At 47.5% G+C, this 20,179-nt stretch carries 21 protein-coding genes; 13 read left to right on the top strand and 8 right to left on the bottom strand.

The features are described 5' to 3' along the window. Window positions 1-103 precede the first annotated feature (103 nt). Window positions 104-1,516: a pseudouridine synthase gene (locus Q0413_RS02535; RefSeq protein ID WP_298986974.1), complete on the bottom strand. Its 1,413-nt coding sequence runs from the start codon at window positions 1,514-1,516 to the stop codon at window positions 104-106. Window positions 1,517-1,591: 75 nt separating this feature from the next. Here Q0413_RS02535 and purB point away from each other — a divergent pair, with 75 nt between their 5' ends. Next, window positions 1,592-2,929 (top strand): adenylosuccinate lyase, encoded by a 1,338-nt coding sequence (gene purB / locus Q0413_RS02530; RefSeq protein WP_298986972.1) that lies wholly within the window; start codon window positions 1,592-1,594, stop codon window positions 2,927-2,929. Beyond that, a complete protein-coding gene (locus Q0413_RS02525; protein ID WP_298986970.1) occupies window positions 2,930-3,466 on the top strand; it encodes a hypothetical protein in 537 nt (178 codons plus the stop codon). 103 nt (window positions 3,467-3,569) lie between these two features. On the opposite strand, the gene Q0413_RS02520 is transcribed toward Q0413_RS02525, so the two are convergent. Beyond that, on the bottom strand, window positions 3,570-4,202 hold the full coding sequence (locus Q0413_RS02520) for a hypothetical protein (protein WP_298986968.1): 633 nt from the start codon (window positions 4,200-4,202) through the stop codon (window positions 3,570-3,572). 643 nt (window positions 4,203-4,845) lie between these two features. Between Q0413_RS02520 and Q0413_RS02515 the strand changes: the two genes are divergently transcribed. From Q0413_RS02515 to Q0413_RS02495, 5 genes are all read left to right on the top strand, one after another. Next, entirely contained in the window at window positions 4,846-6,192 is a 1,347-nt protein-coding gene (locus tag Q0413_RS02515) for a DASS family sodium-coupled anion symporter (protein ID WP_298986976.1), read from the top strand. A 166-nt stretch (window positions 6,193-6,358) separates the two neighbouring features. After that, window positions 6,359-7,012, top strand: a complete 654-nt coding sequence (locus Q0413_RS02510; protein WP_298986967.1) for an amino acid ABC transporter permease — start codon at window positions 6,359-6,361, stop codon at window positions 7,010-7,012. 2 nt (window positions 7,013-7,014) lie between these two features. Next, entirely contained in the window at window positions 7,015-7,671 is a 657-nt protein-coding gene (locus tag Q0413_RS02505) for an amino acid ABC transporter permease (protein ID WP_298052418.1), read from the top strand. Further along, complete coding sequence (locus Q0413_RS02500) at window positions 7,671-8,408, top strand: amino acid ABC transporter ATP-binding protein (RefSeq protein ID WP_297881212.1); 738 nt, start codon at window positions 7,671-7,673, stop codon at window positions 8,406-8,408. The genes Q0413_RS02505 and Q0413_RS02500 overlap by 1 nt, the downstream gene beginning before the upstream one ends. Before the next feature lie 20 nt (window positions 8,409-8,428). Next, entirely contained in the window at window positions 8,429-9,289 is an 861-nt protein-coding gene (locus Q0413_RS02495) for a cysteine ABC transporter substrate-binding protein (protein WP_298986965.1), read from the top strand. A gap of 641 nt (window positions 9,290-9,930) precedes the next feature. On the opposite strand, the gene Q0413_RS02490 is transcribed toward Q0413_RS02495, so the two are convergent. From Q0413_RS02490 to Q0413_RS02470, 5 genes are all read right to left on the bottom strand, one after another. Then, window positions 9,931-11,316, bottom strand: coding sequence for a DUF3137 domain-containing protein (locus Q0413_RS02490; protein ID WP_298986963.1), 1,386 nt, complete (start codon window positions 11,314-11,316; stop codon window positions 9,931-9,933). A gap of 198 nt (window positions 11,317-11,514) precedes the next feature. Next, window positions 11,515-12,708 carry a MalY/PatB family protein gene (locus tag Q0413_RS02485; protein ID WP_298986961.1) on the bottom strand — a complete coding sequence of 398 codons (1,194 nt, stop codon included), beginning with the start codon at window positions 12,706-12,708 and terminating at the stop codon, window positions 11,515-11,517. A gap of 1 nt (window position 12,709) precedes the next feature. Further along, window positions 12,710-13,552 carry a DUF3737 family protein gene (locus Q0413_RS02480; protein WP_298986960.1) on the bottom strand — a complete coding sequence of 281 codons (843 nt, stop codon included), beginning with the start codon at window positions 13,550-13,552 and terminating at the stop codon, window positions 12,710-12,712. A 45-nt stretch (window positions 13,553-13,597) separates the two neighbouring features. Next, window positions 13,598-13,771 (bottom strand): hypothetical protein, encoded by a 174-nt coding sequence (locus Q0413_RS02475; RefSeq protein ID WP_298986958.1) that lies wholly within the window; start codon window positions 13,769-13,771, stop codon window positions 13,598-13,600. A 193-nt stretch (window positions 13,772-13,964) separates the two neighbouring features. Beyond that, window positions 13,965-14,444: a hypothetical protein gene (locus Q0413_RS02470; protein ID WP_297921441.1), complete on the bottom strand. Its 480-nt coding sequence runs from the start codon at window positions 14,442-14,444 to the stop codon at window positions 13,965-13,967. Window positions 14,445-14,560: 116 nt separating this feature from the next. On the opposite strand from Q0413_RS02470, the gene Q0413_RS02465 reads away from it, so the two are divergent. The 5 genes from Q0413_RS02465 to Q0413_RS02445 all read left to right on the top strand — a co-directional run bounded on the left by Q0413_RS02465 (window position 14,561) and on the right by Q0413_RS02445 (window position 17,956). Further along, complete coding sequence (locus tag Q0413_RS02465; RefSeq protein ID WP_297917808.1) at window positions 14,561-14,923, top strand: DUF1508 domain-containing protein; 363 nt, start codon at window positions 14,561-14,563, stop codon at window positions 14,921-14,923. After that, window positions 14,924-15,370, top strand: a complete 447-nt coding sequence (locus Q0413_RS02460) for a hypothetical protein (protein WP_298986956.1) — start codon at window positions 14,924-14,926, stop codon at window positions 15,368-15,370. 606 nt (window positions 15,371-15,976) lie between these two features. Continuing rightward, on the top strand, window positions 15,977-16,447 hold the full coding sequence (gene moaC, locus Q0413_RS02455) for a cyclic pyranopterin monophosphate synthase MoaC (protein WP_298759766.1): 471 nt from the start codon (window positions 15,977-15,979) through the stop codon (window positions 16,445-16,447). Beyond that, on the top strand, window positions 16,425-16,685 hold the full coding sequence (locus Q0413_RS02450; RefSeq protein ID WP_298986954.1) for a DUF493 domain-containing protein: 261 nt from the start codon (window positions 16,425-16,427) through the stop codon (window positions 16,683-16,685). The genes moaC and Q0413_RS02450 overlap by 23 nt, the downstream gene beginning before the upstream one ends. 11 nt (window positions 16,686-16,696) lie before the next feature. Then, window positions 16,697-17,956: a hypothetical protein gene (locus tag Q0413_RS02445; RefSeq protein WP_298986952.1), complete on the top strand. Its 1,260-nt coding sequence runs from the start codon at window positions 16,697-16,699 to the stop codon at window positions 17,954-17,956. A 319-nt stretch (window positions 17,957-18,275) separates the two neighbouring features. On the opposite strand, the gene Q0413_RS02440 is transcribed toward Q0413_RS02445, so the two are convergent. Then, complete coding sequence (locus Q0413_RS02440) at window positions 18,276-18,404, bottom strand: hypothetical protein (RefSeq protein WP_298986950.1); 129 nt, start codon at window positions 18,402-18,404, stop codon at window positions 18,276-18,278. Window positions 18,405-19,063: 659 nt separating this feature from the next. On the opposite strand from Q0413_RS02440, the gene Q0413_RS02435 reads away from it, so the two are divergent. Beyond that, entirely contained in the window at window positions 19,064-19,873 is an 810-nt protein-coding gene (locus tag Q0413_RS02435) for a M48 family metallopeptidase (RefSeq protein WP_298102366.1), read from the top strand. Window positions 19,874-20,179 lie beyond the last annotated feature (306 nt).

Genomic DNA, 20,179 nt, shown 5'->3' with positions numbered 1-20,179 from the left:
AAGAAATTTTATACACGCCAAACTTCTAAATACGCACACAAAATAAATTCGTATCTTAAAAATTTATCTGATCCGCCAAAGCATCCATATTTTATTGAGTTGCTTAAATTTTACCGATTTTCGCAAGATTATAAAACTCTCTTGCGGCATCGAATTTGCTTTTTATCTCGTATCGTTCGCCGCCTAGTTCAAAGCGAATTGCATCCGCGTGCAGCAACAATCTCGGCGCTCCCGTCGTCTTGACCCGCTCCGTCTCATCCATCTTTTTATCCAATATCCGCTCCGCTTGCTCTCGCGAAAGCCCATACAGCGGCTCTCCCAATATCGGCGCACCCGCGGCAAATAGATGCAGCCTGATCTGATGCTGCCTACCCGTCAGCGGATAGCACTCAATCAGGCTAGCGTCCATGTCCTCAAAATATCGCAGCGGGCAAATCAGCGTGATCGCCTCTTTTCCGTCGCGCGATATTTTCATACGAATTTTAAGATCGGCGAACTCGCCGCTAGGGGCGATCGGAGCATCGATCACAAACCCCTCAAAATCCTTTAAAAATTTCAGTTTCTCACTAAATTTTGCGTATTTTGCAGGCTCAAATTTTTTAAAATTTACGCAGCCCGTAGAAGGAGCCAGCATAGATTTAGCCACAGGTAAGGCGCAAGGTTTATGTCCGTTATCCGCGCTACTCATCGCGATAGCGGGTTTAAGCTTATCGCTCACTCCGCAGGATAAGGCATCAAATTCAAATTCGCCGCCAACATCGCCAGTAGGAGCACCAGATTTAAATTTAGCCTGCGCGCCGCCAGATAGAGTGCTGCGCCATAATCCCCTACTCGCACCATTGGACAAGGTATTAAATCCAAATTTATCGCCTGCCCCTTTTAAAGCTCGCATATCGCGCAGATCCGATACATTATCTGGTAAGCTCACAGCATCGCCCGCAAATTTTGATCCGCAAATTTCATCCAAGCCATATGCGGCGCGATCCTCCCATGCACCATCGCGCGCCACGTTCTGCAAATGCCCGCGCAATCCGCTCCGTAAATCCCCTCGCACGAGCGCTAGATAGCTTTTCATCACTCTACGTTGTTCGAAGCACTCTTTAAGCTCGCGCGCCGCGTCTTTATCCTTAGCGACGATAAGAATTCCGCTGGTTTCTAAATCAAGCCTGTGCGCCACGCACGCATCCTGCCCGTATAGCGACCAGATTTCGTCATACATATTATAAGGCGAGTTGCGCCCGCTCGGATGGCTTAAAATTCCACTCGGCTTGTCAAATGCCGCAAACGCATCGCACTCAAAGATCGGCTTCAGTCCGCGCGGCTCGCATTTGTAATCGATCAAAAAAATTTCTCCGTGCGCGACGGAATTTTTATGCAAATTCTGATCCTTTGCATCGGTTACGCGATGCTTGTCACAGATGCGCTGCGCGGATTTCATATCGTATCCGAGGCTAAGCAGAATTTCGTAAATTTTGCATCCCTCAAAGCTTCCCAAGCTTCTTTTCTCATAACCCATATTAAACTTTCAGCCCCATTTTTATATAATTTTTGCCATCATTATACAAGAAATTCTAACCGAAAGGCTACTAAAATGGTCGAAAGATACGCAAGAAAAGAGATGTCTGAAAAATGGAGCTTGCAAGCCAAATACGACGCGTGGCTAAAAGTCGAGCTCGCGGCGGTTAAAGCGTGGAATAAGCTAGGTCTAATAAGTGACTGCGATAAAGATAAAATTCTACAAAACGCAAGCTTTAGGATCGAGCGGATAGATGAGATCGAAAAGACCACCAAGCACGACGTGATTGCATTTCTAACGAGCGTGAGTGAGAGCCTTGGGCAGGAGAGTCGCTTCGTGCATTACGGAATGACTAGTAGTGACTGCATCGATACCGCCGTCGCGCTGCAAATAAAAGAAAGCATGGAGCTTATCATTGAGGATGTGCAAAATTTAAAAACCGCGATAAAATCTCAAGCCATGAAGCACAAAATGACGCTGATGGTCGGGCGCAGCCACGGTATCCATGGCGAGCCGATCACTTTCGGACTCGTGCTTGCGGTCTGGTATGATGAGATAAATCGCGCGCTAGAGCTTTTGCAACATGCAAAAAGCGTCATCAGCTACGGCAAAATAAGCGGTGCGATGGGGAATTTCGCGCACGCTCCACTAGAGCTGGAAGAGCTAGTGTGTGAATATCTGGGGTTAAAGCCCGCCCCCGCGTCCAATCAAGTCATCCAGCGCGATCGCTACGCGCAGGTAATGAGCGCACTTGCGATCCTGGCTTCCAGCTGCGAAAAGATCGCCATCGCAATCCGCCACTATCAACGCACTGAGGTTTATGAGGCAGAGGAATTTTTTAGCCCAGGTCAAAAGGGCAGCTCTGCGATGCCACACAAACGAAATCCCGTGCTTAGCGAAAACGTAACGGGACTATGCCGTATGATCCGTAGCTTCGTAATACCTGCGATGGAGGACGTAGCGCTATGGCACGAACGCGATATCAGCCATAGCTCTGTCGAGCGATTTATCCTCCCCGACGGCTTTATAACCGCCGATTTTATGTTAAATCGCTTGACAAGCTTGATTGAAAAACTGCTAGTATATCCTGAAAATATGATGAGAAATCTAAATTTAACCGGTGGGCTCGTGTTTTCGCAGCGCGTGCTGCTAGAACTGCCTAAACGAGGAGTTAGCAGAGAGGATGCTTATAAAATCGTGCAGCGTAATGCGATGAAGGTCTGGGCGGATCTGCAAGAGGGCAAAAAAGCTATAGATGAGCAAGGACATAGCCTATTTTTGCAAAATCTGCTAGCAGATACAAAGCTACGAGAAAAGCTAAGCGAAAGCGAGATCAAAGAGTGCTTTGACTACGGATATTACACTAAAAACGTAGACGCGATTTTTAAAAGGGTGTTTGGCGGAGTAAATTGAATGATAAATAAACACAAAATAAAATTGGTACAAGAAGATATAGAACAAGTAAGAATTGTCTTAAGTATAGGTAATATTGATATGATGGAAGATATCTGTATTAGATTAAATAAGAAATACAAGTTAAAATTTGACCATATTATAGCCCAAGAGTTTCAAGCCAAACATTGCAACCTAGAAAAAGCACATAATATATTGAGTTGGATATTAGGAGAATTAAAATTTCTTGAAGCAGAATTAAAAGACGAGGCAAACACTATCAGGAGCAAAGAATCTTCAAATTTAAATATATACAACACGAATACGACCAACATTAATCAAAGCATAATTATTAAAAATACTATAGATCAAATTCCAGATGAAATTCTTGCTAAAAATTTGAAGTATGAATTAAAAGGAATACTTAGCGAGCTTGAATATTGCAAAGATAATCAAGAGAAAAAATCAAAGCTAATGGAAGTTATTAAATGGCTTGGAGATAAAGCTGTTGATGTTGCCATTGCCTGTTTACCGTATCTTAGTCAAATAAAATTCTAAAGCAGGGGTTAATAAAATTTTAACCCCTGCTATTTCTCTATAAAAGTATAAATTTAGAAATTCTAGGAATGCCAGATTTGCGCTTCTGTTTACCGCAATGATTTTAAAATTTAAAATTATACCCCATATAAATTCCATGGTTAGTCTCATACACCTTGTCTACGCCCTCTCCGAGCTTACTGGCCTTGTACCTCGTATAGTCCGCCTTGTAGCCAAACTCGATCTCGTTATGCTCATCAAAGCTATATAGCCCGCCTAGTCTTGCACCGATGACCCAGCCAGGCAGAGTCTTTGAAAGCGAATCGCTGCTTCCGTCAGATTCGTCATATGAATAAATTTTATATTTCAAAAATGAAACTCCTGTATATGCGCCCGCTACGAGTTTAAAGCCATTCGTAATCTCAGGCGTAAAATCCCCGCCTACGAGCAAGCTGTGCTTATTCCACTCGTGTTTAAATATGATGTCCTCGTCAGTGCCAGTTTTCGAAGCTTTGAAATCATACAAGTACTCGCCGTACGCCCTAGTTATACCAAAATCATAGCCGCCTTTAAAGCCGAGCGCAGCCTGCCCCTTATTATCTTTATTCGTGCCAGAATCATCCTCGTCAGACCATTTAGTAGTGATGCTGGATTTAAAAGAATAATCTCCCTCGATACCTAAAAATATCCCCTCGCCAAAGCTTGAACTCACGCATACCGCAGCGGCAAATGCCGCGATTAAAATTTTATTTTTCATATTTTCTCCTTACAATTTATGATTTCAAGGCTTCTCGCCACAGCCGCTCTTACCGTTTTATAACTTACGATCTTTGAGCCTCCTCCACCGGATCCGCTTACGAATCCGTTTAAAATTTGTTGATTATAATAGCCCCCCCCTCACTTAAATTTCGATAAATTTTTAAGATAAGACGCAGAATTTTATCTCACTCGCCTTGGATAAAATTCTATCTCGCTTACTAAGGACAGAATTCTATCTTGATTGCCAGCACGGAATTCGACGAAATTCTACACCACCTCCCCGTGAGCAGCTAGCAAATTTAAACGCCGGAGCCATTAAAAAACAATCTGTGATGAAATTTAAAGCGCTTATTTAGTTGTTCGTTTTTATGTATAATTTAAAATTTACACACGAGATAAGTGCCGTGTTACCGATAGTAACTGCACTTTTAAAAATTTAAGACGATTTGATTTGGAATTTATAAAATTCCCGCCTCATTTTTGTATCATAAGCCAAATCCAAAAAAGGAGTATCTATGGAAGAACACAAAGTGGAATTACGCAACTCCCGCTTACAAGGGCCGCTAGACTCGGACGTAGACGAGCTGGGTTTAGACAGGCTCACCGACACCGTGCCGTTTCCTAAGCGCGGCGTCATCATTATGGCGATTGCCGCTGCAGTGGGCTTTGCGCTATATGCCGCGTTACCATTTGAGCCTAATGTCAAAAAAGGCCTTGCGCTGCTTGCTTTCATCGCGATTATGTGGCTTACAGAGGCCGTGCATATCACGGTAACCGCGCTTATGGTGCCGGTGCTTGCGGTAGCTATCGGACTTGGCAAATTCGCTAAAGATGGCACTTTCACGGCTGCCACCATCAAAAGCACGCTTGCAAATTTTGCAAACCCTACGATCTTTACCTTTTTCGGCGGTTTTGCTCTGGCAACGGCTCTGCATATGCAAAAGCTAGACAAAAAGATCGCGATGTGGCTAATCGCCCGCGCAGGCGGTCGCTTGGGTGTAGCTGCGATTTTGATCTGCCTTGCTACGGCGATCCTTTCGATGTGGGTTTCAAACACCGCGACTGCTGCGATGATGCTTCCGATCGCGCTTGGAATTTGCGCCAACATGGACGAGAATAAAGATCGCGGCACCCTCGTGTTTTTGCTTTTAGGCATCGCGTATTCTGCAAGCATCGGAGGTCTGGGCACGCTCGTGGGCTCGCCGCCGAATTTAATCGTGGCTCAAGCCTTGCACTACAGCTTCGCAGACTGGATGAAGGTAGGTTTGCCGCTAATGTGCGTGATGCTGCCGATAATGCTTTTGGTGCTTTATATAATTTTCAAGCCGAATTTAAGCCATAAAATAGAGATGGATCTGGAGCATATCCCTTGGACGCGCGAGCGCATTATTACTATCGTCGTATTTGCTCTAACAGCGCTTGGCTGGATATTTTCAAAGCAAATTTCAGCCCTTGTGGGCTTTAAAGTGGATGATGCTTACGTCGCCATCTGCTCGGCAGTCGTAATCGTCATACTAGGGCTTGCCAAATGGCACGACATCGCAGAAAATACCGAGTGGGGCGTGCTGCTGCTTTTTGGCGGCGGACTTACTCTAAGTGCGGTTTTAGGCGATTCTGGAGCTTCTAAGGTGCTTGGCGATCTAGTCGCGCACACTTTCGGCGGAGCGCCTACTTACATCGTACTTTTGGTAACGGCAGTTTTCATCATCTGCCTTACGGAATTTACGAGCAATACCGCCTCTGCTGCACTTTTAGTACCTGTATTTGCGGGAGTAGCAGCGCAAATGGGGCTACCGAAAGAAACTCTTACTATAGTAATCGGTGTGGGCGCAAGCTGCGCTTTCATAATGCCGGTAGCGACGCCGCCGAATGCTTTGGTTTTCGGCACGGGACGCATTCGCCAGGCAGAAATGGTACGAAGTGGCGGAATTCTAGCGATATTCTCCGCGTTTTTGGTTTCGGGATACGCGTATATTTTTTACTCGTAAAATTCCGTCAAAATTCTATAGTCCGGGTATCTGCTCGGACTAAATATATTTATAAGATATATTTTTAAACTCCTAAATTTTCGGAATCTTTATAAAAAAATTTTGATTTAATACTATTTTAATCAGTTATCTGTATAATACGCATATCTTACGGAAAGAAGAATTTATGGATTTTGATTTTATAGCCAAATTTAGCCCGATGTTCGTAAAGGCGGGAATTTTAACGCTAAAGCTCGCATTTTACGGGATTTTACTATCCATCATCATCGGCTTTATCTGCACGCTGATAAAATATAAAAGATTGCCTCTGCTAAGCCTGCTCGTGGGCGCATATATCGAGCTGTCACGCAATACTCCGCTTTTAATTCAGCTATTTTTTCTATACTACGGCCTGCCGAAGCTGGGCATTCAAATTTCAGGCTTTACCTGCGCGATTGCAGGTCTTGCGTTTTTGGGTGGAAGCTATATGAGCGAGAGCTTTAGGCTCGGTTTTGAGGCGATAAAAAAATCCCAGATCGAAAGCGCGATGAGCCTAGGGCTAAGCGAAGCACAGATAGTGTTTTACGTCGTGCTGCCGCGCGCCTTTGCGATCGCCCTACCCTCCATCAGCGCAAATATAATCTTTCTACTCAAAGAAACCTCGATCGTTAGCATCGTCGCACTTGCCGATCTCGTCTATGCCGCAAAGGATGTGATCGGATTGTATTACAAGACGAACGAGGCGCTATTTATGCTAAGCGTTTCGTATCTGATCATAATCCTGCCGCTTTCGCTGACGCTTACGCTGCTTGAAAAGCGCCTTGCGTATATGAGGGGCTAGCGATGGAACTATTCGGCGGCGAAAATTTAATCAGGCTTCTTGGCGGGCTTGGGGTCACGCTGCAAATCGCGCTCATCTCGATCGCGGTTTCGCTCGCTCTAGGCTTGGTGCTTGGAATTTTAATGGCCTCTGGGCGCAGAGCCTTATACATCCCGCTTAAAATTTGCCTAGAGATCGTGCGCATCATGCCGCCCATCGTTTGGCTATTTATCGTATATTTCGGCGCGAGCAAGGCATTTGGCATCCACATCTCAAATATCGCGGCTTCGATCATCGTCTTTAGCATCTGGGGTGTTTTCGAGATGATGGATCTGGTGCGAGGTGCCGTGCTTAGCATCCCTAAGCATCAGTTCGAAAGCGCCGAAGCGCTCGCATTTAGCAGATCTCAAATTTATCTCTACGTCATCCTGCCGCTTGCGATGAGGCGCCTAGTGCCCGCAACGATAAATTTATTCAGCAGGATGATAAAAACAACCTCGATCGCCGTACTAATCGGCGTCATCGAGCTCGTCAAGGTCGGACAGCAGATCATCGAAGTAAACGTCTTCCGCGACAATTACGCGCCGCTAATCATCTACGGAGCGATATTTTTCGTATATTTTTTGATCTGCTATCCAATCTCGGCGCTTTCGAAAAAACTAGAAAATAGGTGGAGCTGATGGAAATTTTAAAAATCGACAAAGTTAATAAATTTTACGGCGAGCTGCACGCGCTAAAGGACGTCAGCCTTAGCGTCGCGCAGGGCGAGGTCGTAGTGATCCTAGGCCCTAGTGGCTGCGGCAAAAGCACCCTACTTCGCACGATCAACGGGTTAGAGCCGGTACAAAGCGGAAATTTTATAATCGAGGGCGAGCGGATCGATCAAAATTTCAAAGAGTGGCGCAGGATCAGGCAAAAGATCGGTATGGTCTTTCAAAGCTACGAGCTCTTCGACCACTTAAATGTGCTACATAATATAATCCTAGGTCCCGTGAAAGTCCAAGGCGTACCGCGCGAGCAAGCTGTAGAGCTAGCCAGGCATTGGCTCAAAATCGTAGGACTAGAAAATAAAGAGCGAGCCTACCCCAAAGAGCTTAGCGGCGGGCAAAAACAGCGCATCGCGATCGTACGAAGCCTTGTGATGAAGCCCAAGATCATGCTTTTTGACGAGGTCACCGCGGCGCTTGATCCCGAGATCGTGCGCGAGGTGCTCGACGTAATGCTAAATCTTGCCAAAGAGGGGCAAACGATGCTAATCGTGACGCACGAGATGGGCTTTGCGCGCGCCGTAGCCGATCGCATAGTTTTTATGGACGAGGGAAGCATCGTGGAGATTAACGAGCCGGAGGCATTCTTTACTGCGCCGAAGAGCGAGCGCGCGAAGAAATTTCTAAATATGTTCGAATTTAAAAAATAAATTTTAATAAAGGAGAAAAGATGAAAAAAACGCTAAGCACGCTTTTTATCTTAGTTGCGTTATTTTTCGCAGGTTGCAACGACGAGGGCAAAGGCTCCTCAAATTCCGCACAAGGTTCCGCCGCGCCGCAAAGTTATATCGACGGGATTAAAAAGCGCGGCGTAGTAAGGATCGCGGTTTTCGGCGACAAGCCGCCGTTTGGTTACATCGACGAGACGGGCAAAAACGCGGGATATGACGTGTATTTTGCAAAACGTATCGCAAAGGAGCTTTTGGGCGATGAGAGCAAGGTTCAGTTCGTGCTCGTAGAGGCCGCCAATCGCGCGGAATTTTTGGCGTCGGACAAGGTCGATATCACGCTTGCAAATTTCACCGTCACGCCGGAGCGTAAAGAGGTCGTGGATTTCGCGCTGCCGTATATGAAGGTAGCCCTCGGCGTCGCGAGCAAGGGCGGCGATATTACCGACGTTTCGCAGCTTAAGGACAAAACGCTTTTAATCAACAAAGGCACGACCGCGGATCTGTATTTTACGAAAAACCATCCCGAGATCAAGCTTTTAAAATTTGACCAAAATACCGAGACTTTTGGTGCGATGCTGGACGGCAGGGGCGATGCGATCGCGCATGATAATACGCTTTTGTTTGCATGGACGAAATCGAACCCGGGCTTTAAAGTGGGTATCCGCTCGCTGGGCGATCAGGACGTCATCGCGCCTGCGGTCAAAAAGGGCAACGACGAGCTTCGCAAATGGCTTGACGATCTAATCGTGAAGCTCGCGGACGAGAAATTTTTCCACGCTGACTACGATGCGACGCTAGCGCCCGTTTACGGCGACGACATCAAGGCTGATGACGTCGTAATCGAGGGCGGAAAGTTATAAATTTAGATTCGCCGTCTAGTTTAGCGGGGCAATCTTACTAAGCCCCGCAAGCTCGCAGCGACGCTGGCGCCGTAGCTTTACCGAAACGGCGTCCATAAACGCCCATAGGCAGCGAGCGCTTTTATAAGCTAGCTAAATTTATCGATCTAGCGGCAAAGTTTTGCTCTCGCACGACAGATTTAGCCACCGAGTAAATTTTAGCCGAGATGGAATGCAGCCTAGCGCGGGTCGTCGCGGCAAAATTTAAGTCGCGCGCGGCGGCATAAAATTTCAAGCGATAGTAGAATTCTAATGCAAACTACTCGTGCGGTAAAAATTTTGCCGTGCGAGCAATGATAAATCGCAAGCGCCTGCTCTTTAAACAGATCGGGAATTTACAAAATTTTATCGGCTCATGCAGCTTGTAAAGTCTTATACGAACGCTTTCCGCGTGCGTTCTATCTTTCGATTGGCTCGTGCGAAAGAGCGATCGCACATCCGCCCAAATGCACAATCTGCGCAACGCATCCATTTCCACGCCCAACTCATAGCGCATTTGTACCGCTAAGCCTACGATCCCGCGCGCTTTGTCTGCATATCTGTGTGTCGCCGGAGCCGTATACGACCCGCCGCCGTCATACTCCACAGCGCCGCCGCTTGCCTCATTCGTTCCAAATTTTGCGGTTCAAATTTAGCTCGCTCACGATGTCAACAAGCGCGCCGATCTCATCTACGTAAAGCTCTATCGTGGCGTCCTGCTTTAGCGAGCAGTCGATTCTAGGCTCGAAATTATCGCGCCAGGTCTCGATCGCCACGTAAATTTTATCCTCCCTTAGCACCGCGTTTATCTGCGAGCCCAGCCTTAGATAGACCTCCGTCAGTCGCTGCATCAAAAGCGGCGTCAAAGCGTATCTCGCGCCTACCTGATCGGTCGTATAGACGTCAAAAAATTCCTCAAATTTCACGTCGTCCATATTCGCTCGCTGCCCGTATTTGCGCAGATTTCGCGAGTTTTTGTGACACACCCGCACCTCGCAGTTAAGCCTTTTATGAAAGTCCGCGACGAAAAGCACTCCGTGAAATTTTATGTCGGTGCGAGTGCCGTTTTTGGTGCGCACCTTTTCGGCGGCATAAAAGTCGCTAAACCTCACTCGCACGCCCTGCACCTCCCCGCTCATCATATCCTCGCTCGATTGCTCGTTTATGTAGCAGTCGTAAATTTCAAAAAACTCATCCGTCCCCAGCCCGCCATTTTCATCGTAGCTAAGCCCGAAGCTTTTTGCGATGCTCGCGACGATCCTGCTTTTAAAATTTGATCTGAAATTCCGTCTTTTGCTCGCCGTCAAAAGAGCGCCTACTATGCCGTAAACGGAGATACCGAAAAAGACGCCAGCTGCCGCTTCGTCCCAAAAGCGCGCCACCAGTGCGCCCACACCGAGCCCTACGACAGCGGCGATGAGACTGGCCTTTTTCACCGCTTTTTGCAGCGCCGCGCGCTCATCCTCCAGGCTCTGCAGATCGGCTAGAAAGTTAAATTTTGATCCGGCTGCTCCGCTCTCTTTGCCCCCGCCCTCACCTTCGACGGCTTTGGGCTCAAACCTTCCGTAAGTAGCGCTCATGCGGCTATCGCTGTCCTTAAAGCCGCTACCCTCGCCCGCTTCAGCTTTTAATACCCGCCCCTCTTTCGCATCGGCGCTTAAAATTTGCCCATCTTGCGCTGCGCCCTGCCCTAATGCGTCCGTATCTTGCGCCGTATCAAAGCCGCTAAATTTATCAAAATTTGCGCGCTGCGTGCCGCCGTTTTTGCCAAAGCTTAAGCTGTAAAATAGGCGGTAGAGCAGCCCATTTAAGAGGGGAAAGATGATGAAAAGCGCGATTATAAGCCAGTTTGTATCAAACGAGACGAGCTCCGCCCTGGTATTCAAAAACAGGTAAAGCCCGAGCAGCAGCAGGGTTATCAAAAATGAGACGAGCTTACTAATGCGCGCGAGCTTTTCGTGCCGTTTTTCAAGCAGGTAAAGCTCCTCTAAATCGCCGTTTCTATCCATAATCCGCCTTTTGTAGCGCATTTAAGCGCCGGTTTATTTGCCGCGCGCCAAATTTAAACGCTCGCGCGCCGCTGCCTGATCGCTGCTAAATTTAGCATAAAGCTCGCGCCCTGCCGCAAAATTTTAAAATTTGCTCCGCCGCTTTAAATTTAGCCGCTGTAAAATTTTAAATTTCGTCCTTGCCGCGCCGCAGTTCGTTTAATGCAGACAAATCTTTAGCGCCTCTTTCAGCCGCCCTAGCCCGTCTTTTAGCAGCGCCCTAGATGTCGCGATATTTAGGCGCAAAAATTTCTCGCCGCCCTTGCCGTATTGCGCGCCGCAGGAGAGATACAGCCCCGTTTTTTCGCGGATGAAGCGCGCAAGCTCCGCGCTATCCTGCGTGTAAGCGCCCGCGTCAAGCCACATCAGATAAGTCGCGTCTTGCGGCACGACATGCACCTGCGGAAGCTCACGCGCGATAAATTCCGTCGCGAATTTGCGATTTTCGCTGAGGTATTCGCGCAGCGCGTCCAGCCACAGCGCACCCTTCGTAAATGCGGCGATCGCTCCTTGGACGCCGAAAAAATTCGGCTCGGCGATGTCGTCGGAATTTAGCGCCTTTGAAATTTTATGACGTAAGCGCTTATCTGCGGCAAAGACCGCCGCGCTTTGCAGCCCCGCGATGTTAAACGCCTTGGTTGGCGCGATTATGCTGGCCGAAATCCTCTCGCAGCTCTTGCTTGCCGCAGCAAATGGCGTGTAACGCACGCCCGGCTCGGTCAGATCGCAATGCACCTCATCGCTAAGCACCGTCACGCCGTGCTTCTCGCACAGCTCACCGATGCGGGCAAGATCTTCTCTGCTAAAGGTGCGGCCGACCGGATTGTGCGGGTTGCAAAGGATAAAAAGCGTCGTCTGCGGATCGGCAAGCTTAGCCTCCAAATCCTCCCAATCGATACTATAATCGCCGTTAGCATAGGCAAGCTCGTTTTCCATAGGCACGCGGGCGGCGTTTTTAATGCAGTAGTAAAAGCAGTTGTAAACGGGGCTCATCAGCAGCACGTTTTCGGCGGGCGAGGTGAGCTTGCGGATGATCGAATCGATCGCAGGCAGCGTGCCGCCAGCATAGATCAGCCACTCCTTTTGGATTTCATAGTCGTGGCGCGCGAGCCACCAGCCTTGATACGCGCTGCGCCACTCATCATCGATAATCGAATAGCCCAAAACCCGCTCGTTCAGCCGCTTTTGCAGAGCCTCGATGATCTCGGGCGCTACGGCAAAGTCCATGTCCGCGACCCACATCGGAAGCTCATTCTCGCCCACGTCCCATTTAAGCGACTTCGTGCCGCGGCGGTTTGGCAGAGTGTCGAAGTCGTATTTCTCCTTGCCACTTATAAAATCAAAAAGTCCCATCTTACGCCCTTAATTCAGTAATGATTTCAGTTTTAGACGCGTCCGTTGCGCCGTCTAGGATCAGCTCGCCGATGCTTACCGCGCGGATTAGCCCGCTGCTCGGATTTTTGACGCTATCGATCGCACCTTTTATCTCGGCACGGACGTCGCTGTATTCAAACGCTAGCGTCGTATTTATGAGCTCGCAGTCTTGCAAGCGCAAATTTTGCATATAGCAAAAGCCCTGCAGGCTCTCGATCTTACAGTTTCGCAGCGTTACGTTTTTAGAATTCCACCCGAAGTACTCGCCTGCGATGAAGCAGTCCTCGATGAGGATATTTTCGCAGTTCCAAAACGCATCCTTGGATAGGAGCTTGGAGTTTTTGATCGTTACGTTTTTGCAGCCGTCGAAGCAGTAATCCCCGAAGAGCGATAGATTTTCGATACTTAAGCCTTCGCAATCAAGCCCAAAATAAGCGCCCTTTGCGGTGACGTTTTTAAGCGACACGTCGCTGCAGTGCCACAAGGTTTCCTGTGCATCGTGGAATTCCACATTTTGCAGCACGGCGTCTTTTACGCGGCGAAACCCCTTGGGCGCGCCGTAGAGGCAGTCTTTTAGCACCACGCCGCGGCTATACCAGATCCCTGCGCGCGCGATCTCGTCAAAGAAGCAGTCCTGCGCGCGGATATTTTCGGCGTACCAAAACGGATATTTCCACTCAAATTTACAGTTTTGCGCGACGATATTTGCGCTGTGTTTTAGCGGCGACTCGCCCTCGCCGAAGACGGAATTTTCGATCCGCAGATCCTTTGCGCAAAACAGCGCGCGCTCGCCGCTAAAGTGCTTTTGTCTTAATATTTGCATGGCTTTCCTTAGATTTAAAATTTACTTCAGATTATACAAGGAATTTCAAAATTCCGCGTAGCTTAGGCGTATGAAACGCAAGCGAATTTTAAAAATTTTAAAATTTTGGAGGCGGCGAAGGACTAAATTTGACGCGCCTCGGTAGTGGTTACGAAACATATGCGGCGAATGCACGGCAAATCGCCGCACGTTTATAAAGGCGTTTTTGTAAACGCCCATAAAGCGCGCTCTGGTGCTACGGCGAGCCGCACAGGCGCCCGTATCCACTCGCGACGTGCGTCGCTCGAAAGATACATAAAATTTATCGCAAGTGGCGCTTTAAAATTTATAAAATTTTCTCCGAGCAGCATGTAAATTTTAGCAGACGTCTCAAAGAAGCGTAAATTTTACCCCGCGCATAAACGGGATGCGTCTAATGCTCGTGGTGATGCAAGTGCGCGTCTTCGCCGCGGTCTCGATCCGTAGCACGCTTTCGTAGATCAAAATACACAAAAAGCCCGCTAGGCTCGCCATCCTCGTAAATTTCAAGCTTGTAGCGCATTACGGCGTGCGTGCACACTGCAACGTCAAGCGTCGCTTCATAGCCGTCTGCGCTGCGCTTTAGCGGGAATTCCGCATTGCCCATATTCATACTCACGCCCGAAATTTTAACGCTCGGATTTTTCAGCTCACGCGAAATTCCGCTTATTTTTAGCTCGTTTGCTCCCGCTTCGATCGGATGGCGCGCTACGCTAAAGAGCGCCTTCTGCCCGCCAGCGTTAGTCTCGCAGTCCTGTGCGGCTAGATTGCAGCCCAGACGCGTCCTTATATCCTTAAATAATGCATCGCTCTCATCCGCGCCAAATCCTAAAGTAGCAGCGAAAATCAAGCTAAAACGTAGAGCCTTTATCATTATGATCCTTTGTAAATGAAATTTGTGCGCAATTTTAGCAGAAAATTCCGCGCCTATTAAAATATTTATTAAAATTTTAGCTAAAATAGCGAATATCTTCTACGAAAGGATGAAAAATGGCTGAGTTTTTAATCAAAGACGCCAAGGACGGCTGCAAATTCGATCTACTCTATGACGGGCACGTACTGTGCACCTCCGAGGTTTACACGAGTAAGGCCGCTTGCAAAAACGGCATCGAAAGCGTCGCAAAAAATGCCGCGCTAAATAAGATCGAGGATCAAATCGCGGGCGGCGAAAAGCTAAACAATCCGAAATTTGAGCTTTACACCGATAAAGCAGGCAAGGTTCGCTTCCGCCTAACGGCCAGCAACGGACAGATCATCGCCGTTAGTAAAGATTTTGAAGCCAAAGCGGACGCTCTAAAAGTAATAGAGCTTATCGTAAAACAGGCTCCGAAAGCCAAGATCAAGGAGGCGTAAATGGACATAAACGGACTTGTAAATATGGTCTCTGCGCTCAAAAGCGACGATAAAAATTTAAGAGAATTTCAAAGCGGCCCCGTCGCTTTTATCGAGAAATTTCTAGGCGTGGACCTGCCCGACGATCAGATAAATGCGATAATCGCGGGCATTAGTTCAAATTTTTTAAGCAAAAACGAAAGCGGCGGATCTAGCTCGCTAGGCTCGATGCTGGGCGGACTTTTGGGCGGCGGCGAGGACGTACAAGCAAACGCCGTCGATAGCAAAGGCGTGGATTTTAGCGCGCTGATCGGCAAAATCGCAAGCGCCAAGCTCGACCTAAACGGCGACGGCAAAATCGATATCAACGACGCAAGTAGCTTTTTGGGCGATCTTTTAGGAGGCGGCGCAAACGGCGAAGACAAGGAGTTAAATTTAGGCAGCCTGCTAAAAACGTTTAAAATTTAAACGCAGCTAAATTTCAAACGCAGGCCGGATTTTGCGCGACGATGTTTAAATTTGCGCGCGCTATTTTAATCCGCGCCTGCGCCGCTACGGCGCTCGCATGAAGGGTTAAATTTACGCCGCATTGCACGTAAAAACCTCGCACTTAATTAAGGCGAACTCAAATTTAAAGCAAAAAAGGCATTGAATTTAAGCCGCTTCTTTGTAGCATTTTATTTATGCTGCCGCGACATAGCACTCTGCTCCACTCTTTTGATCGTCCATATTGAGCCAAAATAACCACGAACTCTGCTTTAAATTTTAGCTTTGCTCTTTAACGTCCGCTTTAAATTTAGTCGCTTTTTTGCTCCATTTCATTTCGCTACCCATTCAAATTCCCACGTAGCGTGTCATAGCATGCTATTAAATTTTAAAAACGTCTATAAATTAAACATGAAAGAGTCCGCCTAAAAAGGATATATTTTATTTCTATTTACTGTTTAGGTAGTATAATCGTTCTCGTCCGACAAGATAAAACCTCCTTTTTGTATGAAGCCCGAGTTTAAAAGCTCGGGCTTTTTTTATGCCCGAAATTCTGCTATAATCCCGCCAAAAACTACAAGGAATTTTATGCTTTCACATATCGACGAAAACAATATGCCGCGCATGGTGGATGTCGGCGCCAAGGATGATAGCGAGCGCGTAGCCACCGCTAGCGGCATCATACGAATGAGCGCGGAGGCGTTTGCCGCCGTCAAGCAAAATACGGCCAAAAAAGGCCCCGTGCTTCAAACCGCCGTCGTTGCCGCGATAATGGGCGCTAAAAAGACGAGCGAATTAATACCAATGACCCATCCGCTTACGATTACTTCGATTAAAACGGATATCGAAGAGCTTGCGAGCGAGTGCGCGTTTAAGCTTTTCGTAACGGTAAAAATCACCGGCAAAACCGGCGTCGAGATGGAGGCGCTAACGGGCGTGAGCGTGGGACTACTGACGATTTACGATATGCTAAAAGCGATAGATAAATCGATGCAGATCACCGACGTCGTACTGCAACGCAAAGAGGGGGGCAAGAGTGGCGTGTATATTAGGAGCTGAAAAGCCGAAAATCGACTATCCACTCTTTTGGGAATACAAAGTAGTCCTAGACGCGACTACTCAAAAGCGCGAGCAGATCGATGAAATTTTAAAGGGCGAAGATTACAAAATAGACTTTTCGCGCTTTTCAAACGGCGGCAAATATATGAGCTTCAACGTAAGCGTTTTCGTTAAAGACGACTTGCATCGAAACGAAATTTTCGAGCGCTTAAAAGCCCACTTTAAATATGTATTGTGACAGGAGATGAAATGAAAGAAGCAATAATCAAAAAATTCGGCGCCGATCTCGCGCAAATTTCACAAGCCGAGCTAGCCTCATATGTGCAAGAGCTCGCCTTGCAAGAAGCCACGAAGGCTTTGTGTGAGCTTGACGACGAGAGTAAAAGCGCCAAAAGCACGCAATTAATCCTAGACTTCGCAGCCGAGTTAAAAGACGCGGGCGCGCTTAGCGATGAGACGGCAGAAGCCCTACTTAACGGCGTTAAAAAGGCGCTGTGCGACGAGGACGAGCAGGCTCTTTACAAGCTCATCTACGACTACGACGATCTGCGCAAAAAGATCGCTTGTAAGCAAAAGGCGATTAAAACCCTTGTTCTGCGCAGCTATGATGATCTGGATACCGCGCTGCAAAACGCAAGCGAAACAGAGCTAAAAGAACGCATAGGCTCGGCGCTACAGCGAGCTATCGCGAGCAAACTCCCGCTTGCGGACGTGCTGAAAGAAGCGAGCGAACTGGCCTTTATAAGCGTGCTAGAAAGCGGCACCGACATCGAGGATACCGCGCACGAGACGGCGAAAAACATCGCATTTTCGGCTATAGGCGACGGAGAATTTACGAAATTCCGCACAAAAGAAATTTCAAAAATCATCATAAATCGCGCGATTTTCGTCGCAAACGAGAGCAAAAATACCGCCTCCGCACTGATTAGAGGCGCGATTTTAGGCTGCTACGACGGCATAAACAAAGCCGCCGAAAGATACCGCGACGAGCTAAGTTTCTCGCCGGCAAGCGACGCACAGAGCCTAGAGAACGAAAGGCTTCAAATTTCGCAGATGAGCGAGCTATTTAGCGCGGTTTTAAGCGATGCGGTCGCAAGCTCGGAGGAGCCCGCTAAAAGCGAGATCGCCAAGATCGCCGATGAAGAATTTGGAGGCTACCTGGCTAAATTTAGAAAAATTTCAAGCGATCTTGCCGAGCAGCTAAGCGCCAAAATCGGCGAAATTGAGCTTGGCGAGCGCGCGAAAAAGGCGAGCGCCAAGGCACGCGAAATCACTCAAGAACTGAGCCAAAAAAGCGCCAAAATCATCGAAAACCTCGATCTGGACGAGAAACTGGACGCAATCAAAAAAGAGCTTAGCGAATTTGAAAAGAAGATGAGCCAAAAATTTGCCGAGCTAAAAAGCTCCGACGTCGCTAAAAACGTAAGCGAAAGGGCGCGCGAGATGAGCGCTAAGGCTTACGAGGCCGCAAAAGAAACGATCGCCAAGCTAAAGTCCAAAAAGGACTAAATGGGCGCCGCAGGCGCAAAATCCCTAGCGGTAAACACTCAGCGCTCGCTGCTTTACGTTGCATAATTTACTCGCTTACCTTAAAGTCCGCACCCTCCAAATAAAGGAGCTTTCGTTAGAGTTTGCGAGGCCTGCGCAGAATTCTTTAATGCGCTTTAATGGCACAGCAGAATTTCGTGCCAATAAAAAATTTACTAATTTTGCGTAGCTAAATTTAGATGCGCGCTGCAAAATTACGTGCCGCCAAAAATCCTACGGCGATGCGAGACCTCGGTCCAACCAAATCTTGCCGCAGCGATAAAATTCTAAGTGTAAAATTTTATAGCTGACGCGGCACATATAAAATTCCAAAGCCGGCGCAGATTTTTAAGCTTGAAATTTCATCGCGTAGATTTGCGTAGCAGAATTTTAAAATTCTAAACGCGTAAAATTTTAAAATTCCATCCAAAATGATACGGTGCGACTTGCAATTTGAAATTTTATCCTGTCGCGCACAAAAGGAATTCCGCTAGATAAATTCTACGAAAAGGCGTCTGTAGCGTTTGGCATTTCTGCGATCATTTCAATTCCAATAAAACGCAATTTCATTGCAGCACAAGATGCAGTGGTGTAGTGTCTTTTGCCAAGTTAATAATTAGAATTTATGCGCCACAAAATACTAACGCGACTCACCTCAAATCATAGCGACATCCGAACCCATCTTATCGCGCGATTTGATTGTGCAAATTTCAAATTGCTCTTATCCACCCGAACCGAGCGCCTTGTGTAAATAAAATTCTACCGGATTTATCGTTGCGTAAATTTAAAACCGCACCCCCGCTCTATTTGGGCGCAGAGGCGCCTTGTTTATACAGCGCCGCATTTAGATAAAATCACTACTTTCACATAGCAATGCCTCGTTTACGCCGTGATAAAATTCTGCGAAATCACCGCTAAATTTTATCGCTAAATTACAAAGCCTAATTCTATTTTAAAGGCGACGGGCGTCCTTAAATTTCACGGCAAATTCCAAATAGATCCCGTCTGCAAAATCCAGCAATCCAAAATAAAATTCTAAAAATTTAATCAAATTTCGCTAAAATCGCCGCAAAATTTCAAGGAGAAAAGATGAAAAAATTAGCTCTTTTAATATCCTTTGCTGCGATGATGATTTTTACCGGCTGCGCGAGCACCACGCAAGGCGGCGCCGTAGGCATCGACCGCTCGCAATTCATCACCGTAAGCGAAGCTGAAATGGATCAAAGTGCCGCGCTTGCCTACAGGCAGATTACCGCCCAAGCAAACGCCAAACATGTCCTAAATACCGATAAAAAGCTAACTGATCGCGTTAGAGGCATCTCGAGGCGCCTAATAGCTCAAGTAGGCGCATTCCGCAAAGACGCACTGAAATGGAACTGGCAGGTAAACGTAATCAACGACCCTACAATCAATGCTTGGTGTATGCCTGGCGGTCGCATCGTCGTATATACGGGCATCATCGAAAAGCTTAAACTTACCGATGCCGAGCTGGCTGCTATTTTGGGGCACGAGATGTCGCACGCACTGCGCGAACACAGCCGCGAGCGAGCCTCGACTGAACAGATGAAAGATGTCGGTATCGCTGTAGCAAGCTCTGCAGCGGGGCTTGGAGATCTGGGCTCAGCGGCTTTGAACATGGCGGCGCAGTACACATTCACGCTGCCGTTTTCGCGCACACATGAGACGGAGGCCGATCTGATGGGTGTCGAGCTGATGGCGCGCGCAGGATACGACCCGCGAGCGGCGATAAACGTCTGGGAGAAGATGAATAAGCTAAATGAGAGCCATCCGCTTAAATTTATGTCCACGCACCCTTCAAACGACGATCGCATCGCCGATCTAAAAGAGGTGATGCCGAAAGTCTTGCCGCTTTACGAGGCTGCCACAAGAAATAGATAGTCTTGCGATTTAAAATTTCGCAAGAGCTTGCGCGCTAAGGTTTTTTAAGTAGCAGGTTTTATCGTCGCATTTAAATTTCTTAATGGGCTTGCGCACGGCGCTAGGATTATCCGCCGCCGCGCTGTAGCTCTATCGCGATAAAATCTCGCTGAGACAAAGACCTGCCGCAGCGCGAAATTTTAAATTACCGCAAAATTCTACGCACGGGCGCGAGGTATTTTCCGCGCCTTTTGGATTTTAAAGCGTTTTTGGATATAATCATAAATATTTATTTTTAAATTTCAAAGGATAAGAAATTTGGACACG

It is taken from the genome of uncultured Campylobacter sp., from assembly GCF_938045465.1.
In the GTDB taxonomy this organism is placed as follows: domain Bacteria; phylum Campylobacterota; class Campylobacteria; order Campylobacterales; family Campylobacteraceae; genus Campylobacter_B.
Note: the sequence above shows the minus strand (reverse complement) of the source record. Positions and strands in the feature narration are given on the sequence as shown.